At 69.0% G+C, this 14199-nt stretch carries 15 protein-coding genes, 1 tRNA gene, 1 pseudogene and 1 riboswitch; of the genes and pseudogenes, 10 read left to right on the forward strand and 7 right to left on the reverse strand.

What is annotated here, in order from left to right:
* Positions 1 to 204 precede the first annotated feature (204 nt).
* The gene (locus tag ACIA5C_RS31620; protein WP_396061305.1) at positions 205 to 1443 is read right to left on the reverse strand and encodes a saccharopine dehydrogenase family protein; all 1239 of its coding nucleotides are present in this window, start codon (positions 1441 to 1443) and stop codon (positions 205 to 207) included.
* A gap of 206 nt (positions 1444 to 1649) precedes the next feature.
* Positions 1650 to 1816, forward strand: a riboswitch (cyclic di-AMP (ydaO/yuaA leader).
* Between the two features lies 1 nt (position 1817).
* On the opposite strand from ACIA5C_RS31620, the gene ACIA5C_RS31625 reads away from it, so the two are divergent.
* Positions 1818 to 2492 carry a transglycosylase family protein gene (locus tag ACIA5C_RS31625; RefSeq protein ID WP_396061308.1) on the forward strand — a complete coding sequence of 225 codons (675 nt, stop codon included), beginning with the start codon at positions 1818 to 1820 and terminating at the stop codon, positions 2490 to 2492.
* A 95-nt stretch (positions 2493 to 2587) separates the two neighbouring features.
* Here the strand turns inward: ACIA5C_RS31625 and ACIA5C_RS31630 are convergent, their stop codons facing one another.
* Positions 2588 to 2935 carry a YybH family protein gene (locus ACIA5C_RS31630; RefSeq protein WP_396061594.1) on the reverse strand — a complete coding sequence of 116 codons (348 nt, stop codon included), beginning with the start codon at positions 2933 to 2935 and terminating at the stop codon, positions 2588 to 2590.
* Between the two features lie 91 nt (positions 2936 to 3026).
* Between ACIA5C_RS31630 and ACIA5C_RS31635 the strand changes: the two genes are divergently transcribed.
* Complete coding sequence (locus ACIA5C_RS31635) at positions 3027 to 3899, forward strand: LysR family transcriptional regulator (protein ID WP_396061310.1); 873 nt, start codon at positions 3027 to 3029, stop codon at positions 3897 to 3899.
* 11 nt (positions 3900 to 3910) lie between these two features.
* Positions 3911 to 4264, forward strand: coding sequence for a hypothetical protein (locus tag ACIA5C_RS31640; RefSeq protein WP_396061313.1), 354 nt, complete (start codon positions 3911 to 3913; stop codon positions 4262 to 4264).
* On the opposite strand, the gene ACIA5C_RS31645 is transcribed toward ACIA5C_RS31640, so the two are convergent.
* A complete protein-coding gene (locus tag ACIA5C_RS31645; protein ID WP_396061316.1) occupies positions 4251 to 4874 on the reverse strand; it encodes a class I SAM-dependent methyltransferase in 624 nt (207 codons plus the stop codon). The genes ACIA5C_RS31640 and ACIA5C_RS31645 overlap by 14 nt on opposite strands.
* A gap of 65 nt (positions 4875 to 4939) precedes the next feature.
* Positions 4940 to 6034 carry a nucleotide disphospho-sugar-binding domain-containing protein gene (locus ACIA5C_RS31650; protein WP_396061318.1) on the reverse strand — a complete coding sequence of 365 codons (1095 nt, stop codon included), beginning with the start codon at positions 6032 to 6034 and terminating at the stop codon, positions 4940 to 4942.
* A 318-nt stretch (positions 6035 to 6352) separates the two neighbouring features.
* On the opposite strand from ACIA5C_RS31650, the pseudogene ACIA5C_RS31655 reads away from it, so the two are divergent.
* Positions 6353 to 6706, forward strand: a pseudogene (locus tag ACIA5C_RS31655) (Ig-like domain-containing protein); the annotation flags it as partial.
* Between the two features lie 58 nt (positions 6707 to 6764).
* Positions 6765 to 7985: an esterase-like activity of phytase family protein gene (locus tag ACIA5C_RS31660; protein ID WP_396061320.1), complete on the forward strand. Its 1221-nt coding sequence runs from the start codon at positions 6765 to 6767 to the stop codon at positions 7983 to 7985.
* Between the two features lie 46 nt (positions 7986 to 8031).
* Here the strand turns inward: ACIA5C_RS31660 and ACIA5C_RS31665 are convergent.
* Positions 8032 to 8107, reverse strand: a tRNA-Arg gene (locus tag ACIA5C_RS31665).
* A gap of 377 nt (positions 8108 to 8484) precedes the next feature.
* On the opposite strand from ACIA5C_RS31665, the gene ACIA5C_RS31670 reads away from it, so the two are divergent.
* Genes ACIA5C_RS31670 through ACIA5C_RS31685 form a run of 4 tightly spaced genes read left to right on the forward strand, consistent with a single transcriptional unit; the run spans position 8485 to position 10215 of the window.
* Entirely contained in the window at positions 8485 to 9066 is a 582-nt protein-coding gene (locus ACIA5C_RS31670; protein ID WP_396061323.1) for a hypothetical protein, read from the forward strand.
* The gene (locus tag ACIA5C_RS31675; protein ID WP_396061326.1) at positions 9066 to 9674 is read left to right on the forward strand and encodes a hypothetical protein; all 609 of its coding nucleotides are present in this window, start codon (positions 9066 to 9068) and stop codon (positions 9672 to 9674) included. The genes ACIA5C_RS31670 and ACIA5C_RS31675 overlap by 1 nt, the downstream gene beginning before the upstream one ends.
* The gene (locus ACIA5C_RS31680) at positions 9671 to 9922 is read left to right on the forward strand and encodes a hypothetical protein (RefSeq protein WP_396061328.1); all 252 of its coding nucleotides are present in this window, start codon (positions 9671 to 9673) and stop codon (positions 9920 to 9922) included. Before ACIA5C_RS31675 ends, ACIA5C_RS31680 begins: the two co-directional genes overlap by 4 nt.
* A 35-nt stretch (positions 9923 to 9957) precedes the next feature.
* Positions 9958 to 10215, forward strand: a complete 258-nt coding sequence (locus ACIA5C_RS31685; protein ID WP_396061331.1) for a hypothetical protein — start codon at positions 9958 to 9960, stop codon at positions 10213 to 10215.
* Positions 10216 to 10310: 95 nt separating this feature from the next.
* Here ACIA5C_RS31685 and ACIA5C_RS31690 read toward each other — a convergent pair whose 3' ends face one another.
* Positions 10311 to 11657, reverse strand: a complete 1347-nt coding sequence (locus ACIA5C_RS31690) for a caspase family protein (RefSeq protein WP_396061334.1) — start codon at positions 11655 to 11657, stop codon at positions 10311 to 10313.
* The gene (locus ACIA5C_RS31695; protein WP_396061337.1) at positions 11654 to 12088 is read right to left on the reverse strand and encodes a hypothetical protein; all 435 of its coding nucleotides are present in this window, start codon (positions 12086 to 12088) and stop codon (positions 11654 to 11656) included. The genes ACIA5C_RS31690 and ACIA5C_RS31695 overlap by 4 nt, the downstream gene beginning before the upstream one ends.
* A 123-nt stretch (positions 12089 to 12211) precedes the next feature.
* On the opposite strand from ACIA5C_RS31695, the gene ACIA5C_RS31700 reads away from it, so the two are divergent.
* Positions 12212 to 13990: a putative baseplate assembly protein gene (locus ACIA5C_RS31700; protein WP_396061339.1), complete on the forward strand. Its 1779-nt coding sequence runs from the start codon at positions 12212 to 12214 to the stop codon at positions 13988 to 13990.
* The last annotated feature ends 209 nt before the right edge of the window (positions 13991 to 14199 follow it).

Below are 14199 nucleotides of genomic sequence, written 5' to 3' on the forward strand. Positions count from 1 at the left end.
TGGTCGGGCAGTCTCGCGTAGATCAGGTACGCCTGCGTTCCCGACAGGGCCGGCCGACGGACCCGGACTTGTCCGGGCGGATCACGCCCGGCCCGGCCCACTGCCGGTCAACTCCTCGATCTGCAGCGGGCCGGCCGGGAGCGGAGCCGTGGCCGCACGGATCTTGGCCGCACGGATCTTGCCGCACGGGTCACGGCAGTGCCCTCAGTCGGCGCGGCCCGCGGTGATCGTCAGGCCCGCCGTGCGCAAGCGGTTGACCAGCACATCTCCCATGGCGGTGGCCGGCGTCAGCACGCCACCCTCCGAAGGCGGCAACTCGTCGCGGTCGAAGGCCAGGGCCAGCGCCGACTCGCCCAGCATGACGGCGGTCGCCGCATAGCCCGGATCACCCTTCGCGCGGACCCGCGAGCGATAGCGAGCCCCGGTCGTCGTGCGGGTGAAGACGTCGACGGTGAAATGGCCCGACGTGCGGGTGCGCTCACTGGGGCCGCTGCCCGGGCTGGGCAGAACACGGTCGAGGATCGCCGGCGGCGTCACCGCCAGGCCGACCATCGCGGCACCGATCCCGGCCTTCAGGGCCCCGGCCAGCAGCGGTGAAAGCGGAGACGTGCCGATGCTCATGACCTCGCGGTAGCGGAACGTGCGGCCGTACGACCAGTTCTGCAGCGCGTTCGACCGGCGCACGATCCGGGTGTTGAACGGCGCCATGAAGAACGGGGCGAGCGTGCCCCGCAACGACGGGTCGACGGCCGGACCGGGCAGGGTGACCATGTCCGGCTGGCGTCCCAGGTCGGGCTCGGCCGCGCGGTCAGGGCTCAGCGAGTAGGGGCTGGCCGCGATGCGGCGCCGCGCGCGGTCCTTCTTCATTTCCTCCATCTGGGCGCGGATGGTGTCGATGGTGCCGCCGCTCATGCCTCCGCGGAGGCTGGTCACGACCAGCGTGGTGTCGGTCAGGTCGCCCGCCTCGTCAGCCTTGACCTGACGATTGAGGACGTGGACACCGATGTCGGAGGGGATCGAGTCGAAGCCGCAGGCGTGCACGATGCGGGCGCCGGTGCGGCGGGCCATGTCGTGGTTGGCGTCGATGCTGTCGCGGACGAAGAGCACCTCGCCGGTCAGGTCGGCGTAGTCGGTGCCCACCGCAGCGCAGACCGCGGCCAACCGGCGGCCGTATCTCAGGTACGGCCCGACCGTGGTGACGACCACCCGGGTGGAGGTGGCGAGCCGGGACAGGGCGGCTTCGTCGGAGGCGTCGGCGACCACGATCGGCCAATCGACGCCCAACTCGGTCTTGACCGAAGTGAGCTTCGTCTCCGAACGGCCGGCCAACGCGATCCGGGCGCCGACAGGGGCGTACGCGGCCAGATGACGGGCGACGAGGGCGCCGGCGAAGCCGGTGGCGCCGTAGACGACGACATCGTGCTCGCGGGTGGGCTGGGTCATAGTTGCCGATTCTGCATCAGACAAAGCGACATGGAGTCGAAGGTTACCGACTGGTAATTTAAGGACTCCACATATCGGTCATACTCGTCCTAAAGAAAGATCAAATAGGTCAATTACTGAGAACAAGGTCACCTTAACTTGGCGGTCGCCGAATTCGTCCGGCTAGGTTCGGTCGGGTCCGCCATCGTGGACACCGTGGGCGGATCGCCGAGTCCTTGCCGCCGCCCGACGGAAATTGACCCAAGGCATGGAGCGGGGGACCCAAAAGTTCCTCGGCGCGCTGGTGCGCGCCTCGGGGTGAAGCCGCCAACCGCGGCCGGGCACCTCAGCCCGAACCCGACAGCTGACCTCGCAGGCGTGGAGGAATTTCTGTCATGGCACAGATTCGAAAGCATGCCCGTATTGCCCTCGGCATCACCGCCGCGGGCGTGGCGGGCACCGCCGCCCTGCTCGGGCCGGCCTCGCCGGCGCAGGCGTCCAGCGTGAACTGGGACGCCGTCGCGCAGTGCGAGTCCGGTGGTAACTGGAGCATCAACACGGGCAACGGCTTCTACGGTGGCCTGCAGTTCACCAAGGGCACCTGGAAGGCGTACGGCGGCGGCAAGTACGCCAGCACGGCCAACAAGGCGAGCCGGTCGGAACAGATCGCGATCGCCGAGAAGGTTCTGCGGGGCCAGGGCATCGGCGCCTGGCCGGTGTGCGGCAAGAAGGGCGGCTCGACCAAGCATTACTCGGGCAGCAACACCAGCGGCTCGCACAGCGAGTCGCACAGCTCGAAGTCGCACAGCACCAAGTCGAGCAACACCTCGAAGTCGGTGACCCACAAGTCGTCGAAGTCGAGCCAGCACAAGGCGACCACCAACCGGGTCGTCCGGTCGGCGTCGGTCAAGGCGACCGGCAAGACCTATGTGGTGCGTTCGGGCGACACGCTGTCGGCCATCGCCTCGCGCTATCAGGTCAAGGGCGGCTGGCACTCGCTGGCCAAGCTCAACAGCGGCATCATCAACGACCCGAACCTGATCTTCCCCGGTCAGCGGATCGCGCTCTGAGCTAGATAGTTTCACCGCACCAACCCCTGTGCCCCGTTCCCCGTGCGCTGTGGTGGTGCCATTGCCCCCGTCGGCACCACCACAGCGACACCGCCTCATCGACTGCCCGGGGTGACGAACTCGGGCTGGTCGAGCACCCGCAGCCACGAGCCGTCGGCCTGGCGGCGCACCACCTGCGCACGGGCACCGGAGCCGTCACGCGGCGGCGTCGAGGTCAGGGCGAGGTCGCCGCTTATCAGCGTCGGCAATGGCTGCTCGGGCTTGATCTCCGGCATCTTGGGCAACAGCTCGGCCCATAGCTTCTCGATCGCGGCTCGGCCGACGGTCTGGCCGCCGGGAGGGTAGGCCATGACCGCGCCTTCCTCGTAGAGCTCGGCCAGGCCGGCCGCGTCTCTGGCGTTGGCCCGCTCGACGAAGAGGCGGGTCAGGTCTTCGGGCTTCATGGCCTTCTGTCGTTCGTTCATGACGCCACCCTTCCGCGGTCGGCCTCAGCAGTCCAACAGATGGTTCTTGTCGTAACTAGAATCTGTGGTTATGGAACTTCGCCAGCTCGAGTACTTCGCCGCGGTCGCCGACGAGGCCAACTTCACCCGCGCGGCAGCCCGGGTGCGAATCAGCCAATCCGGGGTGAGTGCGCAGGTCAAAGCCCTGGAAAAGGAGCTCGGGGCGGAGCTCTTCGACCGGTCCGGGCGCACCGCCCGCCTCACCGAGGCGGGGCGCGAGGCCCTGCCGTACGCGAAAGCCGCGCTGGACGCCGCGGCCGGCCTGAGGCAGACCGTCGACCAGGTTCAGGGGCTGGTGCGCGGCCACCTGACGATCGGCATGGTGATCGGCTGTGAGGTGAAGCCGCTCTTCGCCGCCCTGGCCGCCTTCCACCGCGCGCATCCGGCCATCGAACTCGAGCTGGCCGAGGACAACTCCGACCAGTTGGTGACCGGCGTGCGGGTCTCGCTCTACGACATCGCGCTGGTCGGTCTGGCCGGCGACGCCCCGGAGCATCTGGCTTCCCACGTCATCGCCCGGGAAGGGCTTATCGCATTGGCCCCGCCCGATTCAGAACTCGCCGGCCGGGACGCGGTTTCCGTCGAGGAGCTCACCGCGTACCCGCTCGTCACCCTGCCGGAAGGCACCGGCATCCGTGCCGTTTTCGACGAAGCCTTCCTGTCGCAGGGTCTGATCCCCGATCTCGCGCTCGCCGCATCGGCGCCCGGCGCCGTGGCGAGTCTCGCCGCCCGCGGTTTCGGCGTGGCGGTCCTGAGCGAATCGATGGCCGCCGACTTTCCGGATCTGAAAGCGGTGCCGATCACCGGAGTCCCGATTGCCGCCCTGCTCGCGCTCGTTTGGCGCCCTCGGGTCAGCGCGGCGCTGGAAGCGCTCCTGCCGCATTTGAAAGCGGCGTTCGGCTAATCTGACGAACCGTGTCCGTCTCGATTCGTGAGCAACTCCGCCAAGCCCTGCCCGCCGCGATGAAGGCCCGCGATCGGCTCGCCGTCGGCGTGCTGCGGTCCACGCTGGCCGCCATTGACAACGCGGAAGCCGTCGTCCCGGCCGAGACCAAGGGCCTCGCAATCGAGCAGTCGCCAATCGGTGTCGGTGCCGCCGAGGCCGAACGCCGGGTGCTCTCCCCCGACGACATCGCGCAGATCGTGCGCGATGAAATCGCCTCCCGCGAAGAGGCCGCCGCCGATTACGACCGGGCCGGGCACGCCGATCGGGCCGCCCAGTTGCTCGACGAGGCCCGCTTTCTCGGCGAATTCCTCACGGTTTCCTAGCGCTGATCCGCTCGACCGTGCCCGCCTTGAGCCGCTCCGATTCCTCGATGACGAGCCCGGCCTGCTCGACGACCGGCCGCGGCCGCCGCGTCATGTGCTCGCCCCCGTGCGGAATCGTGTAGATCTCCATCAGTCGCTGACCGGCCCGGATCGGCCACCAATTGCTGCCGATGTGGTCGAGCAGCAGCAGCCGGCCGCCTGGCCGCAGCACCCGGCGCATCTCCAGAACGGCCGCGCGCTCATCGGGCACCGCACACATGGCCAATGTGGACACCACCGTGTCGAAAGTGCCGTCGCCGAACGGCAGCGCCTCCACGTCGGCCTCCTTCAGCTCGATCGGCGCATTGATCGCAGCCGATCGGGAACGAGCCCGCGCCAGCATTTCCGGACTCAGGTCAACGCCGGTCAGGCGAGTGCCGGGCGGATAGAGGCCGAGGTTGAGGCCGGTGCCGACGGCGACCTCGAGAACGTCGCCGCGGGCCCGCGAGCACACCCATTCACGGCCGCCTCGGAATTGGTAGCGCTCCAGAAGACGCATGGCCCGGTCGTAGCGCGGGGCGACGTCGTCCCAGAAGCGACGGGACTTGGCGGTCGGGTCTTCGACGTTCATCGGAACCTCCCGGTCGTCCTCCATGACATCAGAGCGGCGCCATCGAGGCGGTCCGTGCGAACGATTCAGCCTCGGACGAGCTTCTCGAGCTCAGGCACCACTTCAGACGGCGGCGGCATTTCGGCGATCTCGATGGCGACCTCCTGAGCCGCCGCGCGCAGCGATTCGTCGGTCAGCAAACGGGTCAGGTCGGCGGCGCCGATCGCCTTGGCATCGACGGCAAATCCGGCTCCGCGGTCGGCCAGCATTCGCGCGTTGTAACGGCGGTCGCCCGCTCCCGGGGTGGTCAATTGCGGGACCCCGGCGACCAGCCCGCCGAGCACACTCCCCGCCCCGGAGTGGTGAATGAAGGCGGCGGCATGCGGCAGGGCCCGGTCGAGGGGGATCCGGTCGACGGCCCGCACATTCGCGGGAAGGCCGGTTGCCTTCGCCGGCCGCACCAGAACGAATTCGGCATCGACGGACGTCGCTGCCGCTATGACGGCTGGCATCGGGTCGCCGTCGTTCGGCCCCTTCAGCGTGCTCCGGCTGACCAGCACCCGCGGCCGGTCGCCCGGCGTCAGCAACCAGTCCGGGATCGAGCCGCCGCCGGAGAACGGAACCGGCCGCATCGGAACCGCACCCGGCAATGGGCCGCCGCGCAGACTGGCCGGGGTCACCGCGATCGTCAGCTCCGGATTGGGAATGTCGAACTTGGCCAGCACCGACGACCCGGTCACGCCCTTGAACAGTTCGGTGGCCGGCCACAGCGTGTTTTCCTGCAGCACCGACGGAATTGACAACCGTCCGGCCACGACCGCCCCGGCCTCGGCCAGCGGTTCGAAGACGATCAGATCCGGCCTTTCCCTCGACGCCAGCGCCTCCAACGGCTCGACGAGCACCAGATTGGCCCGGCCGAAAAGCTCGCCGACCATTGCCTGTCCGGCTGTTCCGCTCATTTCGGCCCGTGCGATGCCCGGATGCCGCAGAGCGACCCTAATGGCACTGCGGGCCAGATTGAACCCAGCCCCGATGTCGGCCGTGCGCAAGCCCATGACGTCGGTCGGGAACCCGCCACTGGCCAGAATCACGTCATGGCCGGCGTCCCGGCAGGCCGCGGCCAGCGGAACCAGAGGCAGCAGATGCCCTTGGAGCGGCGCCGCCACGAACAAAATGCGCATGCCGGGGTTGTATCACGACCCCACTGAGCTGAGGCTGAGGCGATATGCGAGCAATCTGTTCTTCGGCGAGCCCCGCGGCGGCGGAAACGGCACGAGCGGTCTATGTGACTTTGTCTCGCGCATTTCCGGTACGCCGCGACGCGTGATGGCGTACGCGTGGCCCTGGTCGATGAAACCGCAATCGGCCTCGCTTTGCCGGCCCGCCCGGGTGATTGGTGGCGGGACCGGGCCGCCGAGGCCGCCCGGTCCCGCGATCTCAGAGCCCGGTTTCCATTCACCGTTCATCCGCCGGTCATCCGGCCGCCCGAGACTCCGGGCATGGACACCCGTTCAATCCGCCGCGCCCGCGCGCGGCTCGCTTCCCGCCGCGGGCTCGCACTCGCCGGCGCCGGCGCACTCGCGCTGACCCTGGTGACGCCCGGTGCGGCCAGCGCACATCACGCGCCGTCACTCGCCGCCCGCAACGACGCCTACCGCACTTCCGGCGCGACCACCGTCGACCCGCGTCAAGGCGTCCTCGGCAACGACCACGGCGACCCGCTCACCCTGATCGACCACACCGATCCGGCGCACGGCACGCTCACGCTCAACGCGGACGGCTCATTCCGGTACGTCCCGGCCAAGGACTTCCGGGGCACCGACACATTCACCTACACCGTGAGTGACGCGGTGAAGCTTTACTCCACGCACATCGCCCCGCTCGCCACCATCGGCGGCGTCACGATCGGTGGTGGCGGCTACGGCTCCTCCCTCACCCCGGGTCCCGGGCCGGTCCCACGAGTTCTACGGCCTGACCGACCGCGGCCCCAACGTGGACGGCCCCAACGGCACCAAGGTCGAACCGCTGCCCGACTTCCACCCGCAGATCGGCAAGTTCCGCTTCGACGGCGACGGCAAGGCCGTCCTGGAGAAGACGATCACCCTGCGCCTGCCGGACGGCACCCCGTACACCGGTCACGTCAACAACGTCGCCAACACCGGCGAAACCATCACCGATCTGAACGGCAAGGCCCTGCCCGGCGACGCCACCGGCTACGACTCGGAAGGCCTGGTCGCCCTGCGCGACGGCACCTTCTGGGTGTCCGACGAGTACGGCCCGCTGATCACCCACTTCGACCGCAACGGCCGCCAGGTCGGCCGCTTCTCCCCGTACGACGGCAGCCTGCCGCCCGAACTCAAGAACCGGGTGCCCAACAAGGGCATGGAAGGTTTGACGGTCACCCCCGACGGCCGGACCCTGGTCGGCGTCATGCAGTCGGCGCTGCAACAACCCGACCTGACCCAGAAGCCCGGCAACGTCACCACGCTGCGCATCGTCACGATCAACCTGCGCAGCCACGCCACCCACGAATACCTCTACCTGCTGGACGACCCGAACGACACCGGCACCGCGGTCAGCGAGATCACCGCCCTGTCGGCCACCACGTTCCTGGTCGACGAACGCGACGGCAAATTCCCGCCGTCGGCCTTCAAAAAACTCTTCAAAATCGACCTGACCGGCGCAACGGATGTGGGCCCGGCGGCTCCCGGCTACGACGCGTCCAAGGGCGGCTACCTCATCAACGGCGGCAGCATCGAACACACGGTCGGCAAGACGGACACGGCGACCGCCACCGCAACCCTGGCCGCGGCCGACGTGAAACCGGTGTCAAAGGCGCCGTTCCTCGACGTCACCGCGCTGCTGACGTCACTCGACCCGCAGGCGAAGTTCTTCTCCCACGACAAGATCGAGGGCGTGGCCCAGCTCAACGGCGGCCGCACCATCATCCTGTCCAACGACAGCGACTTCGGCATCGACGGCCTGATGCAGTCCGCGACGACCCCGTTCACCCTGCACGCGAAAATCTCGCCGGCCAACGGCCGGCAGGACGAGGGTGAATTCCTGGCGGTCGAGATGGCCAAGCTTCCGGCCAAGACCAGCACGGCGACCGTGACCATCAGCGTTCGCTGAACAAATTGCGAGGCGGCCAGGTCGCCGCCTCCTTGTGGGTCAGACGTGGTGCCCCCGGTAGGAATCGAACCTACGACACACGGTTTAGGAAACCGATGCTCTATCCCCTGAGCTACGAGGGCCTGCGGCCCATATCGTACCTACCAGGGCGTTCTCATGCGTGCTCGGGCGTCCCCTGGGGTCCCAACCAGTGCCGTCGGGGGCGTCGGCGGGGCTTCCGGCGCTGGTCGGAGGACGCGCGGAGCAAATTCCGGGCATTTTCGCTCGCGATGCTGCTCAGTTCCGGACAGGCCTTACCGGTGCCGTCGGGTGCCAACGACGTACGGAGCACCACCGGAGCGCCCCTTTGGGCCGCGGCCCTAGAGTGGCGTTTATGGCAATCGATGACTTGCCACTGCCGGTAGTGAATCTGCTCAACGTCATCGGTGTGCCGTAGCCCTACATCGACGAGGACACCCTGCACGACTTCGCCGCGTTCACGCGCGACTTCGCGACAGCCGTGCAGACAACCCATGACGAAGCCACCCAGGCGGTGAAGGGCATCGCCGCGGCGTACCAGGGCTCGGCAACCGACGCGATGACCTCGGGCTGGGCCAAGCTGTCGGCCCGGCACGTCGACGAGATCCTGACCGCCTGCCACGTGCTGGCCGACGCGCTCGACGTGGCCGCCGGGTATGTCATGGCGCAGAAGGCCGAAGCCGTCGTGATCCTGGTGGACATGGCCGCGGCACTCATCGCCGATCAGGCCGCCGCGATCGCAACCGCCGGTCTGGCCGAGGCCGCCGTGCCGCTGATCATCGCGGCCGCGGAGAAGGTCGTCGACTCCCTCGCCGCCGACCTGGAGCAGTACATCATCAGCAAGGTCATCGAGGCCGCCGCAAAGCCGCTGCTAGCCAAGATCGAAGACGCGCTGAGTGGGCTGGACTGGTCAAAGTCAGGCGCTCAGGTGGACGAACCCGGCGGATTCTCCATCGACCCCGAAGCGGTGACGCTCCAGGTCGCCGCGCTCCGCCAACAGGCGGTCATGATCGGGCAGCACGGCACTACTTTCGCAGCCAAGATCAGAGCTCTGGACTTCTGATGCCCAGAGGCAGGATCGGAGCCGCCGTCAAAGCCATCGCCGACAGCGTGGCCAAGGGTTTGGAGAACGCGGCAGCCACCACCAGGAGCCTGGCGGAGAAGGGCGCCGACGCGATTGAGCAAAACCTCAAGGACCACCACAGCAACGACCAGGCCGTACGCGACCGACTCCACGCGGCTGCGGGAGAGCGGCCGGGCGGCGGAAGAGACGCGGGCGTGGTCCTGCATTCGCGATCAGGTGCTTTGTCGAATCGGGAGGTCCTCGAGCAAGGCGTCGGTTTGCCGCGTACGCCGGAGACCATCCAGCACTACGCCGAGCTGGCCGGGGTCGACTTCCGTGGGATGCCGGTCGAGGTGGTGGAAAGCGCAGATGACGTCGCCTACCTCGACTTCCAGGGAGCGGTGGCGAGAACTGACTCGTTAGGCGTACAGCTCGGACCGGCCGCATTCCAGGACGAGGAAACCTTGGTGCGAACCTTGGGTCATGAAAGTGTGCACGTCGTTCAACATCAGCAGGGGCGGATCACGACCATGACGGGACCGCTGGAGGATGAGGCTTACGCGGCCGAGGACGGATTTGTCGCCACCTGGAGGGGAAACCGGTCATGACCCGCCTCATCGTCGAGAACGTGCACAGAACCTCCAGCCGCCCGTGGGCCTTCGTAACCGGCCGGCTCGAAGGCGACGAACTCCACATCGGCGACGAGCTGGCAGTCACGCACGGCAACATTCAGGTTGCCACCGCGGTCGTACGGTCCATCGAGCTTCACAGCGCGCCGGACAAGACCACTGTCGCCATCGACGCCGCCCTCGCCGACACCATCCAGAGCGGCACAGTGCTCATCCAAGCCACATAACCGAGCGCTCAGGAACAACATAGGAACGTTGCGCCATGATCGCCGTGCAGTTCCTCGTCAACGAAGTCTTCGACATCGCCACCCGTGGCGGACTGATCGCCGTCGGAACGACCCGAAACCGCGAATTCGTCGGCATTCCGAGCCTGCGCGACGACGCCAGCGGCCATCCCATCCACGTCCTCAGCGTCGACCACCCCACGCCGCGTGCGCAACGCACCGGAGAGACCATTCTCGTGGTCGACCGCGCCGACGCCGACTGCGTCCGGCCAGGCCGGCTCTGGTCTCAGCACTGACTCTCGGCTGGCGCGGCCGGGGCGGCGGCCACGATCACCAATCCTTGGGGACGGTGCCGCAGTGGGCCAATATGGCAAAAGGAGCACGAGGCCGCTCACCGTCCCGTAGGCGCGGCCGTGGGCGACGGCAATCCGGTGAGCCGTTCGGCTCCGATCCCCGGCCAGGGCGGGTCCGGCCGGTTGGCGAGGCGTCGGTAGAGCGCGCGGGCGTCGGCGTGCCGGCCGACGGCGCGCAAGGCGTCGCCGGCCTCCAGCGTGAGGCCCGGATCGTCCAGGGTGGCTAGCGCCTGGCGGTAGTAGCCGAGCCCGGCCGGAGCGGTCGCCGGGGCGCCGCAGAGCAGGCGTCCGAGCTCACGAGCGGCAGCGGGCGACCAGCGTAGGTCGTCCAGATCGACCGCCTGCCGCCATGCCTCGGCGGCCCGGTCGATGTCGCACATGGCCGCGAGCCGAGAACCCTGGCGGTAGGCGGCCTCGGCGGCCCAGCGCGGGTCGCCCGCGGCGACGACTTTGGCGTACGCCTTGACCGCCGTCGCGTCGTCGCCGTCCGCGGTGGCGAGCTCGCCGAGCCGAAGGGCCGCGAGGATTCCCCAGCTGCTGCTGCCGTCCCCGCTGAGCTCGCGCAGCGAGCGCACCGCCGCCGCGCGATTGACCGTCTCGAGCTCGATGGCCGCTCTCAGCCGCTCGGCCGCCCGTCCGGGGTCAGCTGCAGGCCCGCGAACCGTGCGCGCGCGGCCGAGGGCCACGAGGCCGACGAGCTTGTTGTGGTAAGTCGGTCGAATTGCACCCTCAGCGGTCATGCGCTCGTACACGTAGTCGTAGAGGTCGCTGAGTATCAGGTAGCCATCGCGGCCCTGCGCCGCACCGCGCAGCCCGGCGACCAGGTGGCCGGTGAATTGACTGGGCCGCCCCGGAGCGTCGGCGTCTCTGCTGGGTCGGTCAGGTTGGGAACTGGTCAGGGCTGCGACGCCTCGGCCGTTGAAGACGCGGCCGGGCACCGGGCCCTTGAACCGGTAGTTGCCGGAGCTGCAGCAGTCCAACACGACGATCTTGGCGGTCGCGCGGCTGGCCTGCGCCTGCCGGGCCAGGTCGGCGGCGCTCATCGTGGTGGCCTGGATGGCCCGGCGGGTGGTGTCACGGGTGCACAGGTACAGTTCGCCATCCTCCTCCGTCCAGCCGTGCCCCGAGTAGTAGACGAGCAACTGGTCGCCGGGGCGGCCGTCGTGCAGGAACATCTCGATCTCCTCGCGCATCGGCGAGATCTCCAGGTTCCGGTGCACGATGACGTCCTCGGGCCGGTGCAGGCCACGCTCCGGGTCGGTCAGCGCCTCGCGCAGCCGTTCCACATCCGTCGGCGGCCCTGCGAGCTCGGGAAACAACTCCGGTTCGCGGGGGAACTCGTCGTTGCCGAGCAGCAGTGCGCGGTATCGAAGCTCGGCCTTCATTGATCTTCGGCGGCCTGCGGCCCGGCCGGTGCCTCCGCACCGCCCTCCCCTTCCGCCGGGCGGCCGAGGGCGGCGAGCAGCGCAGCCCGCACGGAGCTGTCGGTCAGCCCCGCGCTGACCAGCTTCACCGTGCGTTTGGCCGCCCCGTCGCCAACGGTCAGCGTCAGGCTCCGGGTGCTGCGCCCGTTGAGCCAGTTGAGCAGGACGGTGGTGGTGGCGCCGATCGTGCCGGAGGCACCGAGGGCCAAAATGATATCGGTGGCCAGGCCTTTGTCGCCCGGCTTCGGCGGGCGGGGGCTTTGCCGTACGCGGAGATCGTGCGCCTGCAACAGCCGTACGAGACGGCGGCTCTCTTCCCCCCATTGCCAGTCCCCCGGCTTGATGGTGGTGTCCTCAGGACTCAAAACCACCGGTTGGACGAAATCGGACACAGCGCCTCACCTCACAGTCGACGGATCGCGCATCTGCGTGCTTACATCATCTGCGGATAACTGTCCCCGGCTCGTCGGTGAAGCGACAGAATCCCTTCGGCCCGTCCTAGAGGTGGATAACGGATGACCGACCGGCGACCCCTGTTCGACGATCGCCGCTTCACCGATCTCGTCGAACAGGCCCGGGCCGAGTTGCGCCGACGTCTCATCGACGCAGGGACAAACCGTCCAATCAGCTCCGAGGAGGACGCCGTCCTGGTGTCGGCCGCGCTGCTCGTCGACCAGATGCACGACCGTCTCGGCGCGATCTCCAACCGTCTGCGCCGTCCGCTGCTGGAGCTGATAGGGCTTCGGCCGCGGGGGCCCCGCGCCGCTCACGCCCACTTGCGCCTCACCTTCGAGAGTCCACTCACCACCCCGCTCGACGTCCCGGCCGGTACTGAGATCGGCCCAGCGGGCGTAGGGAGCGGCGGCCGCGCCGGCTCTGCGCCGTTCACCACGGTTCGAGCCGTTCGGGTGATCCCCAATCGGGTGATCCAACTGCGCGCGGAGCCGACTGAGCTGCTGATCGGCCTGGCCGAACCCGCCGGTCACACGACCGTGGAGCTGACCGGCGTGGACGGTGCCGTCACGGGCGAGTCCTGGGACGGCGGCGAATGGCAGCCGTGCCTTCACCGGACAGGGCCCGGCGGCGCGCTGTGGCTGGAGGTCGGACCGGGCCACGTCCGCCACCGGTTGGACGGAGCCGAGGCGGCGTGGTTGCGACTATCCGGCGGCCGGGTGTCAAGCGAGGTCCGGGCGCGGACGGCAGAGGCGGTGGTCCTCGCCGTGCAGGCACACCGCATCGTTGAGGAGGCGCTCGGCATCAGCGACGGCACCTCGGGCCAGCGGTTCCGACTGCGCGAACGGCCCGCCGTCGTCCGGGGCCAGGACCCCGTGATCGAGACCTCGGCCGGTGACGGCTGGCTGGCCTGGCGGCCGGTGGAGTCGTTCGAGGAGACCCGGCCCGGCGACCACCACGTCCGGTACGACGTGGCGGCCGGCGAGATCTTCTTCCCGCCGGCCGTGACCGGGCCAGACGGGTCGCGCCGCGCGACCGGCCCGGTGCCGCCGGCCGGGGCGCTGGTCCGCATCCGCGACTACTGGACGGGCGGCGGCGGGGCCGGCAACGTCCCGGCCGGGGCGCTGCAGGAGATCGACCTGGCTCTTCCCGGCCTCCGGGTGGAGAACCCCGGTCCGGCGCGCGGTGGCAGCGACGCCGAGACCGAGGCCGAGCTCTGGCAACGGGCCCCCGGCCTGCTCCGGGCCGGCGACCGGGCGGTCACCGCGGCCGATCACGAGGAGCTCGCCCGCCGCGCCGACCCGTCGCTGGCCCGGGTGCGCTGCATCGCCGACGAACAGTCCGGCACCGTCCAGGTGCTGCTGGTGGCGACGCCACCGCCGGACCGCCGGGACAGGCCGTCACCGGCCGACCTGCAGCCGTCCGCGGCGACTCTGGAAGCCGTCCGGAGCTTCCTCGACCAGCGGCGTCTTCTGGCCGCCCGGCTGCACGTGATGCCGCCCAGCTACCAGGGCATCGAAGTGGACGTCGAGATCGTCGCGGCAGCCGGTGCCGACCCGCGGGAGGTGCGTGACCGGGCCGAGCGGGCGCTGTACGCGTTCCTACACCCGGTCACCGGCGGGGAGGACGGCGCGGGCTGGCCGTTCGGCGAGGCGGTGCACGAGTCCACGATCAAGAAGTTGCTGTTCCCGTTGCCGGGCGTGCAGGACTGCGTCTACATCGCGCTGTCCCCGGTGGATCCCCCAACCGGCGCACGCAACCCTACCCAAACGGTCATTCCACTCATCCCGACAGCCCTTCCGCTGTCGGTCGGCCATCGGGTGCGGATCATCCGAGGGTGACCAGGGTCGGCAAAAGGGACGGACGTTACCCCACGGGTACAGAGACTCGGTCACCCGATCATGCGTTCCGTAGTGTGCGAGCAGCTGAGAGCAATGACGGCCGCGGCAGCCTAGGTTGAGACTACGCACCCCGGCAGAAACCGGACAGCATGCCACATGGCCTGTTCATCGGGGGGCGCACTGCTCACAGTGCTATCCGACATGGTCAT

The organism is Actinoplanes sp. NPDC051343 (assembly GCF_044455125.1).
GTDB lineage: Bacteria > Actinomycetota > Actinomycetes > Mycobacteriales > Micromonosporaceae > Actinoplanes.

Coding starts and splice junctions, on each gene's coding strand:
- ACIA5C_RS31620 (WP_396061305.1), bottom strand. CDS start 1,443: ATGACCCAGCCCACCCGCGAGCACGATGTCGTCGTCTACGGCGCCACC.
- ACIA5C_RS31625 (WP_396061308.1), top strand. CDS start 1,818: ATGGCACAGATTCGAAAGCATGCCCGTATTGCCCTCGGCATCACCGCC.
- ACIA5C_RS31630 (WP_396061594.1), bottom strand. CDS start 2,935: ATGAAGCCCGAAGACCTGACCCGCCTCTTCGTCGAGCGGGCCAACGCC.
- ACIA5C_RS31635 (WP_396061310.1), top strand. CDS start 3,027: ATGGAACTTCGCCAGCTCGAGTACTTCGCCGCGGTCGCCGACGAGGCC.
- ACIA5C_RS31645 (WP_396061316.1), bottom strand. CDS start 4,874: ATGAACGTCGAAGACCCGACCGCCAAGTCCCGTCGCTTCTGGGACGAC.
- ACIA5C_RS31650 (WP_396061318.1), bottom strand. CDS start 6,034: ATGCGCATTTTGTTCGTGGCGGCGCCGCTCCAAGGGCATCTGCTGCCT.
- ACIA5C_RS31675 (WP_396061326.1), top strand. CDS start 9,066: ATGCCCAGAGGCAGGATCGGAGCCGCCGTCAAAGCCATCGCCGACAGC.
- ACIA5C_RS31680 (WP_396061328.1), top strand. CDS start 9,671: ATGACCCGCCTCATCGTCGAGAACGTGCACAGAACCTCCAGCCGCCCG.
- ACIA5C_RS31685 (WP_396061331.1), top strand. CDS start 9,958: ATGATCGCCGTGCAGTTCCTCGTCAACGAAGTCTTCGACATCGCCACC.
- ACIA5C_RS31690 (WP_396061334.1), bottom strand. CDS start 11,657: ATGAAGGCCGAGCTTCGATACCGCGCACTGCTGCTCGGCAACGACGAG.
- ACIA5C_RS31700 (WP_396061339.1), top strand. CDS start 12,212: ATGACCGACCGGCGACCCCTGTTCGACGATCGCCGCTTCACCGATCTC.